The sequence below is a fragment of the Methylophaga sp. UBA2513 genome (genome assembly GCF_002341285.1).
GTDB lineage: Bacteria > Pseudomonadota > Gammaproteobacteria > Nitrosococcales > Methylophagaceae > Methylophaga > Methylophaga marina.
This window is the reverse complement of sequence record NZ_DDNT01000021.1, coordinates 257,380-271,228: the sequence shown is the minus strand read 5'-3', so window position 1 is coordinate 271,228 and position 13,849 is coordinate 257,380. Positions and strand designations below refer to the sequence as shown.

General features: G+C 43.1%; 12 protein-coding genes. 4 read left to right on the top strand and 8 right to left on the bottom strand.

The genetic code is table 11. The features are described from left to right. Nucleotides 1-325 precede the first annotated feature (325 nt). The gene (locus tag B3V56_RS13835; protein ID WP_289283606.1) at nucleotides 326-1,597 is read left to right on the top strand and encodes a cation:proton antiporter; all 1,272 of its coding nucleotides are present in this window, start codon (nucleotides 326-328) and stop codon (nucleotides 1,595-1,597) included. 139 nt (nucleotides 1,598-1,736) lie between these two features. Here B3V56_RS13835 and B3V56_RS13830 read toward each other — a convergent pair whose 3' ends face one another. The 5 genes from B3V56_RS13830 to B3V56_RS13810 form a co-directional block, all read right to left on the bottom strand. Continuing rightward, complete coding sequence (locus B3V56_RS13830) at nucleotides 1,737-2,048, bottom strand: DUF3861 family protein (RefSeq protein WP_286304523.1); 312 nt, start codon at nucleotides 2,046-2,048, stop codon at nucleotides 1,737-1,739. 192 nt (nucleotides 2,049-2,240) lie between these two features. Then, entirely contained in the window at nucleotides 2,241-2,705 is a 465-nt protein-coding gene (locus tag B3V56_RS13825) for a DUF2059 domain-containing protein (RefSeq protein WP_286304522.1), read from the bottom strand. Between the two features lie 31 nt (nucleotides 2,706-2,736). Then, nucleotides 2,737-3,366, bottom strand: a complete 630-nt coding sequence (locus B3V56_RS13820; protein WP_289283607.1) for an NUDIX hydrolase — start codon at nucleotides 3,364-3,366, stop codon at nucleotides 2,737-2,739. 51 nt (nucleotides 3,367-3,417) lie between these two features. Continuing rightward, nucleotides 3,418-4,617: a hypothetical protein gene (locus tag B3V56_RS13815; RefSeq protein ID WP_289283608.1), complete on the bottom strand. Its 1,200-nt coding sequence runs from the start codon at nucleotides 4,615-4,617 to the stop codon at nucleotides 3,418-3,420. A gap of 8 nt (nucleotides 4,618-4,625) precedes the next feature. Continuing rightward, entirely contained in the window at nucleotides 4,626-5,021 is a 396-nt protein-coding gene (locus tag B3V56_RS13810; RefSeq protein WP_289284428.1) for a GFA family protein, read from the bottom strand. A gap of 201 nt (nucleotides 5,022-5,222) precedes the next feature. On the opposite strand from B3V56_RS13810, the gene B3V56_RS13805 reads away from it, so the two are divergent. Continuing rightward, a complete protein-coding gene (locus tag B3V56_RS13805) occupies nucleotides 5,223-6,911 on the top strand; it encodes a hypothetical protein (RefSeq protein ID WP_289284427.1) in 1,689 nt (562 codons plus the stop codon). A gap of 53 nt (nucleotides 6,912-6,964) precedes the next feature. Here the strand turns inward: B3V56_RS13805 and B3V56_RS13800 are convergent, their stop codons facing one another. The 3 genes from B3V56_RS13800 to B3V56_RS13790 form a co-directional block, all read right to left on the bottom strand. Further along, entirely contained in the window at nucleotides 6,965-8,611 is a 1,647-nt protein-coding gene (locus tag B3V56_RS13800; RefSeq protein ID WP_289284426.1) for a glucan biosynthesis protein, read from the bottom strand. A gap of 294 nt (nucleotides 8,612-8,905) precedes the next feature. Next, on the bottom strand, nucleotides 8,906-9,340 hold the full coding sequence (locus B3V56_RS13795; protein ID WP_289283627.1) for an OsmC family peroxiredoxin: 435 nt from the start codon (nucleotides 9,338-9,340) through the stop codon (nucleotides 8,906-8,908). Nucleotides 9,341-9,457: 117 nt separating this feature from the next. Continuing rightward, nucleotides 9,458-11,125, bottom strand: a complete 1,668-nt coding sequence (locus tag B3V56_RS13790; protein WP_289283626.1) for a GGDEF domain-containing protein — start codon at nucleotides 11,123-11,125, stop codon at nucleotides 9,458-9,460. 240 nt (nucleotides 11,126-11,365) lie between these two features. Here B3V56_RS13790 and B3V56_RS13785 point away from each other — a divergent pair, with 240 nt between their 5' ends. Both B3V56_RS13785 and B3V56_RS13780 read left to right on the top strand, forming a co-directional pair. Further along, nucleotides 11,366-12,433: a TIGR03790 family protein gene (locus B3V56_RS13785; RefSeq protein ID WP_289284425.1), complete on the top strand. Its 1,068-nt coding sequence runs from the start codon at nucleotides 11,366-11,368 to the stop codon at nucleotides 12,431-12,433. A 338-nt stretch (nucleotides 12,434-12,771) separates the two neighbouring features. Then, complete coding sequence (locus tag B3V56_RS13780) at nucleotides 12,772-13,830, top strand: 3-deoxy-7-phosphoheptulonate synthase (protein WP_289283623.1); 1,059 nt, start codon at nucleotides 12,772-12,774, stop codon at nucleotides 13,828-13,830. Nucleotides 13,831-13,849: the final 19 nt, after the last annotated feature.

Sequence of the window (13,849 nt, the reverse complement as noted above, 5' to 3'; positions counted from 1 at the left end):
AATCAGGGCTTATTCTTTAACGCCCTTATGTTTCGTAAAAATTAGTTTTTACAGGCCACTTGATTAGGATTAAACTTACTGCGATTTCTGAACGGCTGGTGAAGTTCAGAGCAGAAGTAGTATGGTTCCACGTCTCAATTTGTTTGTTAGCAAATTCCAATATTGGCGTCACTTCTATCATAGTATGGCGCTGACATCGTTAGTAGGACTATCTGTGTCATTGCCAGCTCTTCATACCATCAGTTTTATCACTATTTAAGTACTGTTCTCACAGTGGCGTTGGGTCGTTTGCTCTGAAAACAGATCTTAAAATTTGGAGCAACCCATGAACGCTTGGTATTTCCTCTGCTTTTTATCGGCGGTGTCGGTATTTATTGCTTTTGCTAATCAATACCTGCTCAGGTTGCAAACCACTATAGCTATCACCACAGGCTCTGTTGCCATGTCTCTGCTTTTAATCGCCTTGATTAAGTTTGGTGGCAACGATCTTGCCACGTCTATCAGTGATGCCTTCGAGGGATTGAACTTTAACCTATTATTGTTAAAGGGGATGTTAGGATTTCTGCTCTTTGCTGGTGCCTTGGAAATTGATCTCCGCCTGTTGCGTCAGCAGCGCTGGGAAATCACTATCATGGCGTTATTTTCCACGCTACTCTCCACGGTGTTGATTGGCTACGCCAGCTTTTGGGTGTTAGGACTCTTGGGCTGGGACTTGCCATTGATTTACTGCATGTTATTCGGTGCCTTAATTAGCCCAACAGATCCCATTGCTGTGCTGGCCATTATCAAAAAAATGCATGCACCAGAAAAAATATCGGTGCAGGTGGAAGGCGAATCCCTGTTTAATGACGGAGTGGGCCTAGTTGTTTTCACGACTATTTTTGCCTTAGCTTTCTCTGGTGCTGAGCCGACTTTTTCTGGCGTTGCAGAACTATTTTTAGTGGATGCTGTAGGCGGTATTGTGTTCGGTGCCGTACTGGCTTTTTTAGCTCACTGGTGTATCTGTAGAAGTAATGATTCCAGTATCGAATTACTCATTACTCTCTGTATTCCCAGCGCTGGTTATGCTCTGGCGAATGTGATTGATGTATCCGGTCCTTTGGCCATGGTTGTCAGTGGTATTGTGATTGGTAATATCACACGAACAATTGGATTCTCTGAGCACAGCCAGTTCACCCTATCTCATTTCTGGCATACCGTTGATGCTTTCCTGAATGCCCTTTTATTCCTGTTAATCGGTCTGATGCTGGTGATTTTACCAGTCAGCTGGACAGAGATTGGATTAGGACTGGTCATGATTCCACTGGTACTACTTGCCCGTTTTGCCAGCGTTGCCTTGCCATACATCGGCTTCAAACGGTTCCGCAGCTATGACGCACATGCCATCAAGATTCTGACTTGGGGTGGTTTGCGTGGTGGTCTTGCTCTGGCCATGGCCGCATCGACACCCAAAGACGTGCTATATATCAATGGCGTTGATTATCACACTTTGTTGTTAATGATGACGTATGTGGTCGTGATTTTCTCTATCGTTGTACAAGGCTCAACAATTGCGCCACTGATTAAACGTAGTATAGAAGCGCAGAAATCAACTTAGATATGACACGGCACGACTTTGACTCCGTCGTGCCGTGATTTACCTACCCAGCTTCTGGCTTAGAAGCTAGCATCCGTTAATTGAATTATTTACTGAATAAGCTGTTAAGTTTTCCAGCTTTCAGATGGTATGTCTCAGCCTAACCGTAGTGGCTACGGACATCAGGTTCAGAAGCGTGTTTGAGCAAATCGATAAAGTGGGTGAGAAATGGTCGGAAATCAGAGAAGATAGCTTCGTGTTTCCTTTCTGTGACAGCATCATTCAAGAGCGTTAATGCTGAGGCCAAGGAGGTAGCAGATTCGGTATTGAAATCCCCTCTCTTTTGCAGAGACGCTGCCATCTGTAATAACTCATCCTGATTATCAATGTGAAAAGACAGTGGTGAAAGACTATAAATAGTCGCTTGATCATTTATGTTCGGCTGCAGCATGACTTTCATTGGTTTATTCATCAGCAATGACTCCTTAGGTGTCGGCTTAGTGCTGATGAGATTTCCTGTATTACTGAAACACAGTCAACCTCATCTTTACGCAAGAGTATTGCTAAAACCCAGTTAAGGCTGGGTTAAAACTGAAAAAAATGTAAGGTCAGTGCATTAACATCAAACCCACTAACTCATATCAAACCGGCTCACTAACAGGAGCTACTTCGCTTCTTTTTTGAGGCGCTCAGCTTCCGCTTTAATCATCGATTCAAGTTCACCAATATGCGCCTGAACGCGCTTAGCACCAATTTCTCCGCCCTGACGCATAAGTTGAGGCATCAATTTAATCGCTTTTTGTCCGGTTTTACTGCCATAAAACTCACGAATATCTGTTAATTCCTGTGCAGTAAAAGCATCGGCATAGATACGAATAATGTCCGGTTTTAAGCTTTCATAACTCATATATTTACTGAAAAATTCCTTCATGACAGAGCGAAATGGCGACAAGGAAGGGTTATTATTGATTTGCACATCTAACATTTGCTGCATTGACTGCTCAAGTGCCGACTGCATACCAACGGCATCCATTAGTTTCGCCGCTTCTTTTTCTGACTCGGTATCAGCAAGCGTTATCTGTGTGCTGGCTAACAATAAGGCCAATGTGCATATTTGTATAAATTTCATTTTATCTCCATGGGTAAAAATTGGTGTTTAATTAATCAAACAAAGTCGGTCTTGAAGGGTCACATAGAAACTCCCAGGCATGTTCGATATCTGAGACAATCACCCTGCCTTGAGATAAGGGTGGGAGATCATCGATAGCAAAATAGCCGACATCATCCGTTTCCATTCCTGCTTTGATCTCCTGTTCTGGCATAGCCTCACACAAGAAAAAGAGCTTATAGAAATCCCGAATATCTGGCTTATAGTCACCTTTTGCTTTATGTCTTACTGCATATAAATGTGAGGCTTTGACCAAAATACCCGCTTCTTCATACACTTCTTTTTCAGTATTTTCTGCCGCTGATAATCCCAAGTCGGCATAACCACCAGGTAAACTCCACAAACCATCCATTTTCTCTTTCACGAGTAAGACTTGTTTCTCTTTGAAAACCACACCTCGCACATCAATTTTGGGCGTAATGTAACCGCCATCATCCACATCAGGGCGGAATAAATTTTCAATGGCAGCAAGGGGGGTATTGGCTAATGAAGCAAGCAATTGCTGAGCTAAGCCTGAAATATCCCGATAACGTTCCAGGTCATATTCGTTATGACTAAACTCACGGCCTGTCTCGGCAATGGCATGTATACGTTTTACAGCTTGTAGCCAGATATCTTCCATCCGCCTCTCCTTCCCATCACTCATTTTTTTATGCCAACACGACTGATACGGCTAGCCACCAGAAGGTATACCAAACATGAAAACACTAAAACAAATCAGCGCGATCAATGTAAAAAACACACTATGCCACATGACTTTCTTTTGATAAGCCAGTATCGCTGCCACCAGGCTTTGGATGAAATAAAACAGAGCAAACGCACGCGAGGCATAAGCGATAATCTCATTCACATTTGTAGCCCATGTCAGCAAAACAGTCACAAGGGTAATAGCTATATAGACATACCGCACGGGTAGTTTATGTTGCAAAATATCCTGAACCAAACCACCGGCACCAGAGGTGTCAGCAACAGCCGCACTGAACTGACTCCCCACAGCAGCAATCGATATCAGCATCGGTAAGACTACCGCTACCGGCAACATAATATTGGTAATCGCAGTGACATCGGCATCTAATCCGGAGTGGAATAAGACAGTGGATAGGCCAATAAATAGTAAATAGATAACGGCTGAAGCTAATTGCGCCACTCGCATTGTTTGAATACGCTCATCAGCCGAATGCTCAGCCTGCAAATAACGCGAGGTTTCAAAGCCTTGCACAACAATTAATAAACCCAGCAAGACACGAAAGTCATCCAAATTAATTGCAGATGAAATATCGGGTAGCTGCCACTCTCCCCCGCTTAATAAATGAATGTTGTATACCAATAAGGCAAACAACAATCCCGCAATCATGCCCAGGTTCAAACTGACAGCATAGGTTTCGACTTTCTCCAATTCCCCCAGTCCACGCCAAATACCGATACCACCAATAAGGATGAGCAAACTGCTTGTGATGACATTAGCGTACATTTCATCATCAACACCCATTGCTTTCAGAACAAAGGCAGCGAGTAATTGCAAATAATAGGTGACAGAAATGAAATAAGCGGCAGCCAACACAATTCGTGAGATGAAAGCAATATTTTGAACAGTACCCTTTTCGTGTTCTATAGGCTCAAAATGACGAATATTAAAGCGAATAGCATGACCCACGGCATACGCTAATAACAACAGTAAAGCCATGCAGAACACAGCAAAATTACCGACAGTATTCGCCAGCAATGGTGCGCTAATCAGAAAACCACTGCCCATAATCGATGCCAGCGGTGTGACAGTTGCTTTCCAAGAGGAAGAACTTCTCAGTCGTTTAGAAAAAGCGAGATATAACGCCACCGCCAAAGCGATAATAATGATCGAGCTATTGAGTATCATCAAAAAAACTACGGACGTTGTGGAAACTGAGGCAAGTCATCACAAATCTGATGCCATGGCGCTTTTGAACTCACAAAGATGTGTGCTTGTACTTGGATATCTACCGCCGTATCTAGTGTGCCCAAACGTAGGCGTATGAGCTCGGACATGCTGGCTCGTTTGCTGTAAAGTTGTGATCCACAATGCTGACAAAAAACTCGAAAAACACCAGATGAAGATTCATATTCAGCTAGAGCAGCCTGACCTTTCTTGAGTTTAAAATGTTCAGTCTCCACTGCTGCATTGATAGCGTAAGCTGAGCCACTGGCTTTTCGACAATTTTCACAATGACATATCATTGTGGGCCCAAGTTCTGCTTCAATCTCATACTGTACAGACTGACACAGGCAGCTGCCTTGCAACATGAATAACCTCTAGATAGTAATTGAATCACAGCGAATATCGGTGATCCGCTGTAGACGTTCATAAAAGCCTAGCTTACACCATCCCCTTTTCTTTCTGAATTGAAGATTTCCATTATTTCTTTTTATTCACGGATAATTTTCAGATTTTACCCATCCAAGTACGCAACGATGATCAATTTATGGCTTTAAAAGGAGATAGGTATGATGAGATTTGTTATGAGTGTGGTGCTCACTATTTTGTGTACTCCACTGGTGCACGCCGACCAAGCTAAAACAAAATTAGAGAATGAAGCACTACACATTGATCATCAGACTTTTCGAACGGAAATCGTTAACTATGTGAGAAGTGTGGTTTTAGACAAGGAAGATAACTCAACAAAAACAGCGCTGGTCGACATAGAAAACGCGTGGCGTAATCATTATCAACAAACGCACTGGCAAATTCACATCAGCAGTTACCACAATGGCGAGCAGATTGGCGCTGTCAGCGCTGAAGGTCCATCGCTGACGGATGTACTGCAACAAGCCACGAAGTCTTCGCTGGGTGACACACTGATTACATCAAAAACAGATCTAGATGATTATTACTTCAAAATCAGTTTTGACTATCACCCTAACCACGTCTACGCCATGGTCAATAATCAGGGTCAGGCCTATGAAATTCAGGGGGATCGCGTCATTGTCCGCCATGTCGACAGAGAACGCGTTAAGACCCAAATAAACCAGAGTAAAGCGTATTTGCTACGTGCTATTAATAGAGACTACTCAGGCGTTTACAAATTTTATGATGCCGATCAAGATACTTCTGAGAAATTGCTGCGGACCACATACTCAGCCACGACACTCAATACGCTCATTCGTTTAAATCAATTTCAAAAAGACATTGAGTTACAGTCATATTTTGATGGAATGGCACAATTTTTACTCGATAGACAGTTAACTTCTGGTCCCAATGCCGGCGGCTTTGATTATGGTGTCGATCCGCAAACAAACGAAGAAACCTGTCGTGTAGTGGTCGGCACCACATCAAAAACGCTCTTTACATTATTACAGTTACATCAAATGACACCGGAGGAAGAAAAATACTTTAAAGCCGCTCAATCTGCTGGTGATTGGCTATTAAAAATGATTCAGGAAGATGGCAAAGTGACCCCTGTGGCAGAGTGCACAAATAACGAGTGGACCTACTCCGATAAACAATCCATTCTCTATTCAGGCCAAGTGGTCTCAGCGCTCTCACGGCTCTATGCCATTACAAACAAAACAAAATACCTCGATGCGGCCAAACTCGTAGCCGGTCATTTAATACGTGAAGTCGGATTACATGGTGCACTGGTAGGTGATGACTACCGTCCCGCTAACTCAGTTTCATCAAGCTGGATCATGATGGCATTAATCGATCTGGCCAAAGTAGACCCCACACCGGTCTATAAAAAAACCATTCTACAAATTGGTGATGTGTTATTGGAACGCCAGATCAACCAGGCAGACGATGCTTATAACCATGGTCGTTATCTTGATGCGATGACCACCAGTGGTAATGGCTGGATCAATGAAGTTATGGGGGAAATGGTACCGTTTTGTGAGCAGCAGAACCTCGGCAACTGTGACCAATATCGCGATGCAGTTCGTAAAACCAGTCGCTGGTTATTACAAAATACCTATAACGAAAACAATACTTATGCGCTTGCTAACCCCAAGCAGGCTATCGGTGGTTTCATTAATAACTTCACCACACAAAAAGTCAGAACAGATGCCGTCAGTCATGGTCTGAATAGCTTACTGAGTATGCTGGAAAATGAACCCGACGACGTAGACGTTTTCATTGATTTACCAGAACGTGATCTGGCTGAACTGATGCCCTTGCTTCGAGCAGGTGAAAATAACTAATCCAATAAATAAGGCGGCCATTGGCCGCCTTATTTCTATGCGTTTAATTTTATTTATGGATTACGCAAGTCGCGTTCATCTTGTGGCGGTGGTGTCCACTGATAAATCCAGGTTTCCGTCAATGGTTGACCATTAGCTTCTAAATACACACGAAGATTGATAGGGTCGGTTGTATTATCAGGTGGAACCACATCAAACATAGCACGATAACCATCAATCGCATGTTGTGGTCGAGCTGATGTGAGTTCGACCTTACCGCCAGAAGTGGTAATGACGGGCTTAACATTTATATCATCGCCCAGCATAGATAAACTGCCACCAGCAAAGTCAATCACAAAACGTTTACTATAATATTCACGACGTTGACCAATTACACCGCCAATGCCTGTAAATGTGTCCACCACTTTGGCACGTTCTGGTTCAACAGGTGGCACACCTCCCCAATACATTTTATAGCTGTAAAGTAATTCCTCACCGGCTTTCACAGGTTGTTCTGGATTCCAGAAGGCAACAATATTATCAAAGGTTTCATCCATGGTTGGAATTTCAACCAGTTGAATCGATCCTTTACCCCAGTTGCCTTCAGGCTCAATCCACAGGCTGGGACGACGGTCATAAAATACGCCATCATCCTGATAATGATCAAAATTACGATCACGTTGCATCAGACCGAACCCTTTTGGATTGTTATCAGCATAGGCATTAAATCTAAGATGTCGTGGGTTGGTCAGTGGTCGCCAGATCCACTCGCCATTGCCCATATGTACTGACAAACCGTCAGAATCATGAATTTCAGGCCGCCAATCCCAAGCAGTACGTTTGTCGTTTTCACCCACCATATACATACTGGTCAGTGGTGCAATGCCGAGACGTTCAATAGCTTTACGTGGATATAGCGCCGAATCGACTTTCACTTTCAATCGGTCACCCGGCTGAATATCGAAGCGATAAGCCCCTGTAATACTCTCAGAGTCTAGTAAGGCATATACCGTCGTGATATCACTGCCAGGTTTAGGCTCTTCTAGCCAGAAATGGGTAAACATGGGAAACTCTTCGGCTCTAGGCAAAGCTGTATCAACCGCTAAGCCCCTTGCAGATAATCCGTACTGCATTTCTTTACCTACTGCACGAAAATAGCTGGCCCCCAGAAAAGCAATGACGTCACGTTTCCAATCGGTATGAAATTGCATTCTGAACCCTGCATAACCAAGATCCTCAGGCAAGGCTTTACCATCAATGCTTGTCTTACCGTAGTCAAACATCGTTGATGTGTATTCGATAGGTGTCGTTTTACCATCTTTGAGCTCTGAAATATGCACCGGAGTATCAAAATACAATCCTAAGTGAAATAGCTCAGCACGAAACTCACTGTCATCATCACGCCATAAAGCTTTATCTTTGTTGAACTGTAACTGCTGATAATCATCCCAGCTCATACCTTTAATGCTCTCAGGTAACTCACCTTTATGACTAACATAGGCTTTTTCTGACAAGGCCCTTGCATAGCCTTTTAGCCAAGCATAGGTGAATTTTTCTCCTGAAGGAGGAGATACCGGATCCGTCATGGCAAAAACCGCTGGGCTAACAGCGAGACCAATGACTATTGAACAGCCAACGATCAGCTGACTGAATATTGTGTTAACTAATTTAGTCAGTGTTTTCTTATCATTCTTATATTTGGGGATTAGGTTCGATTCCATAAACTCACTCATTATTAACAATTCCTGACACATTAAATAGTGGTATTCAATTAAGTCTCTCTGTTCAGAACCAGCCTGAAACCTGACACTTAAACTTACCGATATTAAGTTCTACCTTGCAGCCACTTGAGTGTGCAATAACGCGCGTTAAACCATTAGATAATACCTAGCTTAAACACATATTATGTGAAGCTGCAGTTATGTCACAACACATAACAGTTCATGCATAAAAAAGGCCCCATTAACCGTTGATTATGGATTAAATGGAGCCTTTAAATGGTATTTGTCAGCTGACTATGCGGCGTTTAATGTGTATTCAAGCACTATGTCTGCATTGAATAGTTTACTGACGGGACAGCCCAGTTTCGTTTCATGGGCAATACGGTCAAACTCTTTTTCATCAATCGCTTTCACATTCGCTGTTAAGGAAAGCTTTGAGCGGCTTATCTTAAAACCTTCACCGTCTTCGTCGAGATAAATGGAAACATCCGTATGCAAATCGCCTTCTTTGTAACCTTCGCCTTCAAGGGCAAATGAGAGAGCCATGGTAAAACAGGCGGCATGGGCTGCAGCAAGGAGTTCTTCCGGGTTAGTCCCTTTGCCACCTTCGAAGCGACTGGTGAAACCATAAGGGTGCTCATTCAGTGCTGGCGTTTCTGTACTAACGCTGGCTTCACCTTTTTTGCCTAAACTTTTATAAATGGCTGAACCCGTTTTCACAATACTCATACTGTCTCCTTATATGAATTAAAAAACTTGATAAACAAATCAATCGCTTGTCAAAAACAAATCGACATTTATTTCATCAAGTGTATAAGTTGACAGTGATAACACCCAGAATAGTTCCTAAACTGACCTGCGCTCTACCTGACAATTGTTCCTTCCCTGTCCTTTGGCTTCGTATAACGCTTTATCTGCTCGCTTGAATACATCCTCGATTGTGTCACCTTTTTCAAAACAGGCTAACCCTGCTGACGCAGTAATCGGTACAGAGATACCATTATGCTGGAACTGTGTTTTTTCAATGGTCTGACGGATTTTATTCGCCATGTCCAGAGCCTGTTCTAAATCAATTTCAGGAAATAGACCAACAAACTCTTCTCCGCCATAACGTGCTATAAAATCCGCTTGTCTTGTGGAATCCTTAAAGATACGAGCGATGGTCTTTAACACTACATCACCCGCACTATGACCAAACTTATCATTAACAGATTTAAAATAATCGACGTCCCAAATGACCATGGTTAGTGACTTTTGGTAACGCGTCCAGCGGCTGTATTCTGTCTGTAAAACCTCAGTCAGCGCCTGTCGGTTCCAGATACCTGTCAGCGGATCCTTCATCGCCAATGCCCGAGCCTTACTGGTGGCCAATCGCAGTTCATTCGCCTCAGATTCCATTTCATGTAATCGTTGCGTCAGTGCTTCGATTTGTTTTTGCGAGTTGGCAAAACGGGTATTGTCAGCGTGTTGATAATGCGTGATTTGTTCATTGAGGTGATCTAGTCGTTGGCTGAGTAGGTGTTTGATATCATCGAAGTCTGACGCACTCTCAACATCTGTTCTCAGCCCGACCATTGTCTGTTCAACATCACCAGCTAACTTGTGTCGCTCTTCATAGGCAGAGAGATCTTCTTGTACAACTTCGTATAGGTATTTATCCAGTGAGGTAATTTTTTTTGTTAAATCTCTAAGAAAGCTTTCATATTCTTTCTTCTCTGCCATCACCGATGAACTTAACTGACTGACTATGTCAGCTATGGATGAAATCGTTTTGGGGACATCCTCTGCTTTGAGACCATCATGAATTTTCAATCTGAGCTCTGAGGCTTTTGAGCTAAACTCTGTTGGTAAAGATAAACGCTCCAGTAGCTCGATCAGAAGCGCTTGAGGCGTGATAACCTTATCCTCTATCGCTTCTGACGGTGTAGTATCTGCTTTCTCATCGGATGTAGTAGATAGATTGGCGTGCGAAACGCGCGCTGTAATGTTTGTTTTATTAAGATTATGCTGACTTTGTTTATTCTGGAAAAATCTGGAAAACAGACCTCGTTCTTCATCCTCTTTTGGTGTTGAGGACATGCACTCATCAATGAGTACAGTGAGTTCATCAAGCATTTGAGGTAAGGCATCGTCAGCTTTTTTTACAGCACGCTTTCGTAATTTCAGCACATGCTTTTTCTTATTTTCTGGCCAGTCAATCTTATCTATCAGACTAATCAGTAAGGTCGTTAATGTCGACTGGGAGAGTTTATCCTCATCCATGCGACTGATAGCTGTTTCGATTTCTTCAAGGATGCTTTCAACAAGCGTCTTATCTCTGACTGAGGTGCGAAGATGTTTTCTAAGCTTATCAAGCTGGTCATCCAACGCCATATCCAAACCATGTGAGACCAGTGCTAATCTGGAAAGACCGCGCTCAAGTAAGAGTTCGTAGGCTTTTTGCTTATCTAAAGTCTGACTTAACTCCGTGAACTTTTCTTTCCACTTTTCTGCATCTTTATGATTGGTTTTCATATCCTTGGAAATACCTTTTCCCGCTTTTCGGGTTATTCTCTCATACTAAACACGGTATTGAATGCACACAAGCATTTATATACCAAAGATAAACATTTACATGGCAGCGGTTATGTTCATTAAGCAAGCATAAGTCGTTTATGAATAACATGACTAAAGCGATGATGCTCACTCTCAACAGTTTTGATTGATTGCCCTAAAACACTGACATAGACTAACTATGAACTTTTACAGGTGAATATGTTGCTGTCTCTATCACACTTACTGACAATTGCTGGCTTGTGCTTGATGCTCACCGCCGCATCTCTAGCTAATGCCGCCACATCACTATCAGGAAAAAATGTCCTCATTCTCTACAAACAAGGCGATGCCTTATCTGAAAAGATTGCTGACTTCTATACTGAAAAACGCAGTGTGCCAGCCGAACAAATGCTCGGACTATCTATCGAGGAAGCTTCATCGACGCTTTCGCCCGAACAATTTGCAGTGATTGAGTCTCAAATCAAACCGCATTTGACAGAGAACATTAAGGTTTTGTTACTGACATGGCATGCCCCCTATCGCGTCGGCTGTATGTCACTAACCAGTGCATTGAGTCTGGGCTTTGATGAAAGCTATTGTAGTCATAACAAGCAGCGGCCATCGGGTTGTCACCCTACCGCAGACAGCCCTTTTTATAATGCTAAATCAGAACATCTCTGGCAAAACACTGATAGACCTTTGAGTATGATGTTGAGCGGACGTCATCTTATCGATGCCAAAAAACTGATTGAACGAGGCATCAGAGCTGATAAAAGTGCGCCTTCAGGTCATGCTTATCTTGTCCGTACACAGGATAATCAACGTAGCACGCGTTGGCGGATGTTTAAAAAAATTGCCGATATCTGGCCAGAAAGAAACGGCATAGAAATTCATTATGTTGATGACCGCAAACGAACAAAAGGCACCAGCATAAGAAATAAACGCGATGTCATGTTTTATATGACGGGCTATGTTCAGGTACCCGATATCAGTAGTAATCTCTTTTTACCTGGTGCGATTGCCGATCATTTAACTTCTGTCGGTGGTGCAGGCATCCACAAACAAGGGCAAATGAAAGCGTATCGTTGGCTTGAGGCTGGAGCAACAGGGAGTTATGGCACGGTAGTTGAACCCTGCAATTACCCACAAAAATTTCCTAATCCCTATATCCTAATTCCCAGTTATATGGATGGTGACACACTTATTGAAGCCTATTGGAAATCAGTTCAACAGCCAGGTGAAGGCATTTTTATCGGTGAACCTCTTGCCTGCCCATGGTGTCAATAATGACTGTTTCGAAGAAATCAGTTGGTTTCCAAATTTCACCAGATGAATTAACATAGCGTTATGAATACATTAACAACAACAGCAAAATCCGTTCTACTCTCCTTGACGCTGTCAGAGAGTGTTGTGATGTATTGGTGGTTTGCATATGGCTATTTTTATAGCCAAAAGCCGGCTCACCTCTAACACTTAAAATCGTTAAGGTAGTCCGGCATCATGCTGACTACCATTAAAAAAACCCCGGATGGTCAGTCAGCCAACGGGGTTTTTTAATGCGTAGAGAAATAACAGATGCACCATTTGACTCAGTCTCGTCCTGACTGCTTAAAAGGACCATTATCATGACCGCTTCTATCGATACGTTACAACATGAATGCGATTCGGAGAGCCTCAGACTACCCACACCTGCTGAGCTCAAAGCGGCCCTTCCTATCAAACACAATCTGGAACATCAGATAGCAGAACAACGTCAATCCATCCGGCGGCTACTTAACGATGCAGACGATCGACTGATGATCATTGTGGGTCCTTGCTCAATAGACTCTGAAGAAGCCGCTCTGGAATATGGTCGACGACTGGCACAACTCTCGGCTGAACTTAAAGACGAGTTATTCATAGTGATGCGTGCGTATGTTGAAAAACCCCGAACAACGCTTGGCTGGAAAGGGCTAGCCTATGATCCATTACGTAATGGTCAAGGTAATATGGCATTGGGTTTACACAGCTCAAGACGTATTTTGCTGCAATTAACTGAACTTGGCTTGCCGATTGCTACTGAAGCACTTCATCCATTTGTTATGAACTACATTAGTGATCTTGTGAGTTGGGTAGCCATTGGAGCACGTACTTCAGAATCACAGCCTCATCGCGAACTCGTCAGTGACTTACCCTGCCCCGTCGGCATTAAAAATGGTACCGATGGTCGTATTCACAATGCCATCAATGCTATGCGAGCTTCTTCAAGTCAGCACCACACGCTGACAGTCAATGAAGATGGTCAAATTGGTATGAAAAATACAGCTGGAAACTTAGACACACATCTCGTTCTGCGCGGGGGGAATGGACTGACAAACTACGATATAGAGTCGATAGAACAAGCCATATCTTTGCTCTTATTCAATCAGTGTCGCCCCAAGGTTTTAGTTGACTGTAACCATGACAACTCGCTCAGGCAACATCGCAAACAAACGACTATTTCACACGATGTCATTGACCAACGAATAGCAGGCAATGTCAATGTGTTGGGGCTAATGCTGGAGAGTTACCTTGAGGACGGTAAGCAGGAAGATGGTCATCCCCCCATATTTGGCCAATCTGTTACTGATCCATGTCTGAGCTGGGAGGACACAGAGAATTTATTGAGATCCTTACATACAAAATTTAAATCAGGACGTGTTTAATAAAGGGTTGGGTGATTTT

Bases quoted from the DNA above. Each gene is read 5' to 3' on its own strand.
- B3V56_RS13805 (WP_289284427.1), top strand. From the start codon at position 5,223: ATGATGAGATTTGTTATGAGTGTGGTGCTCACTATTTTGTGTACTCCA.
- B3V56_RS13800 (WP_289284426.1), bottom strand. From the start codon at position 8,611: ATGGAATCGAACCTAATCCCCAAATATAAGAATGATAAGAAAACACTG.
- B3V56_RS13780 (WP_289283623.1), top strand. From the start codon at position 12,772: ATGACCGCTTCTATCGATACGTTACAACATGAATGCGATTCGGAGAGC.
- B3V56_RS13795 (WP_289283627.1), bottom strand. From the start codon at position 9,340: ATGAGTATTGTGAAAACGGGTTCAGCCATTTATAAAAGTTTAGGCAAA.
- B3V56_RS13825 (WP_286304522.1), bottom strand. From the start codon at position 2,705: ATGAAATTTATACAAATATGCACATTGGCCTTATTGTTAGCCAGCACA.
- B3V56_RS13785 (WP_289284425.1), top strand. From the start codon at position 11,366: ATGTTGCTGTCTCTATCACACTTACTGACAATTGCTGGCTTGTGCTTG.
- B3V56_RS13830 (WP_286304523.1), bottom strand. From the start codon at position 2,048: ATGAATAAACCAATGAAAGTCATGCTGCAGCCGAACATAAATGATCAA.
- B3V56_RS13810 (WP_289284428.1), bottom strand. From the start codon at position 5,021: ATGTTGCAAGGCAGCTGCCTGTGTCAGTCTGTACAGTATGAGATTGAA.
- B3V56_RS13835 (WP_289283606.1), top strand. From the start codon at position 326: ATGAACGCTTGGTATTTCCTCTGCTTTTTATCGGCGGTGTCGGTATTT.
- B3V56_RS13820 (WP_289283607.1), bottom strand. From the start codon at position 3,366: ATGGAAGATATCTGGCTACAAGCTGTAAAACGTATACATGCCATTGCC.
- B3V56_RS13815 (WP_289283608.1), bottom strand. From the start codon at position 4,617: ATGATACTCAATAGCTCGATCATTATTATCGCTTTGGCGGTGGCGTTA.
- B3V56_RS13790 (WP_289283626.1), bottom strand. From the start codon at position 11,125: ATGAAAACCAATCATAAAGATGCAGAAAAGTGGAAAGAAAAGTTCACG.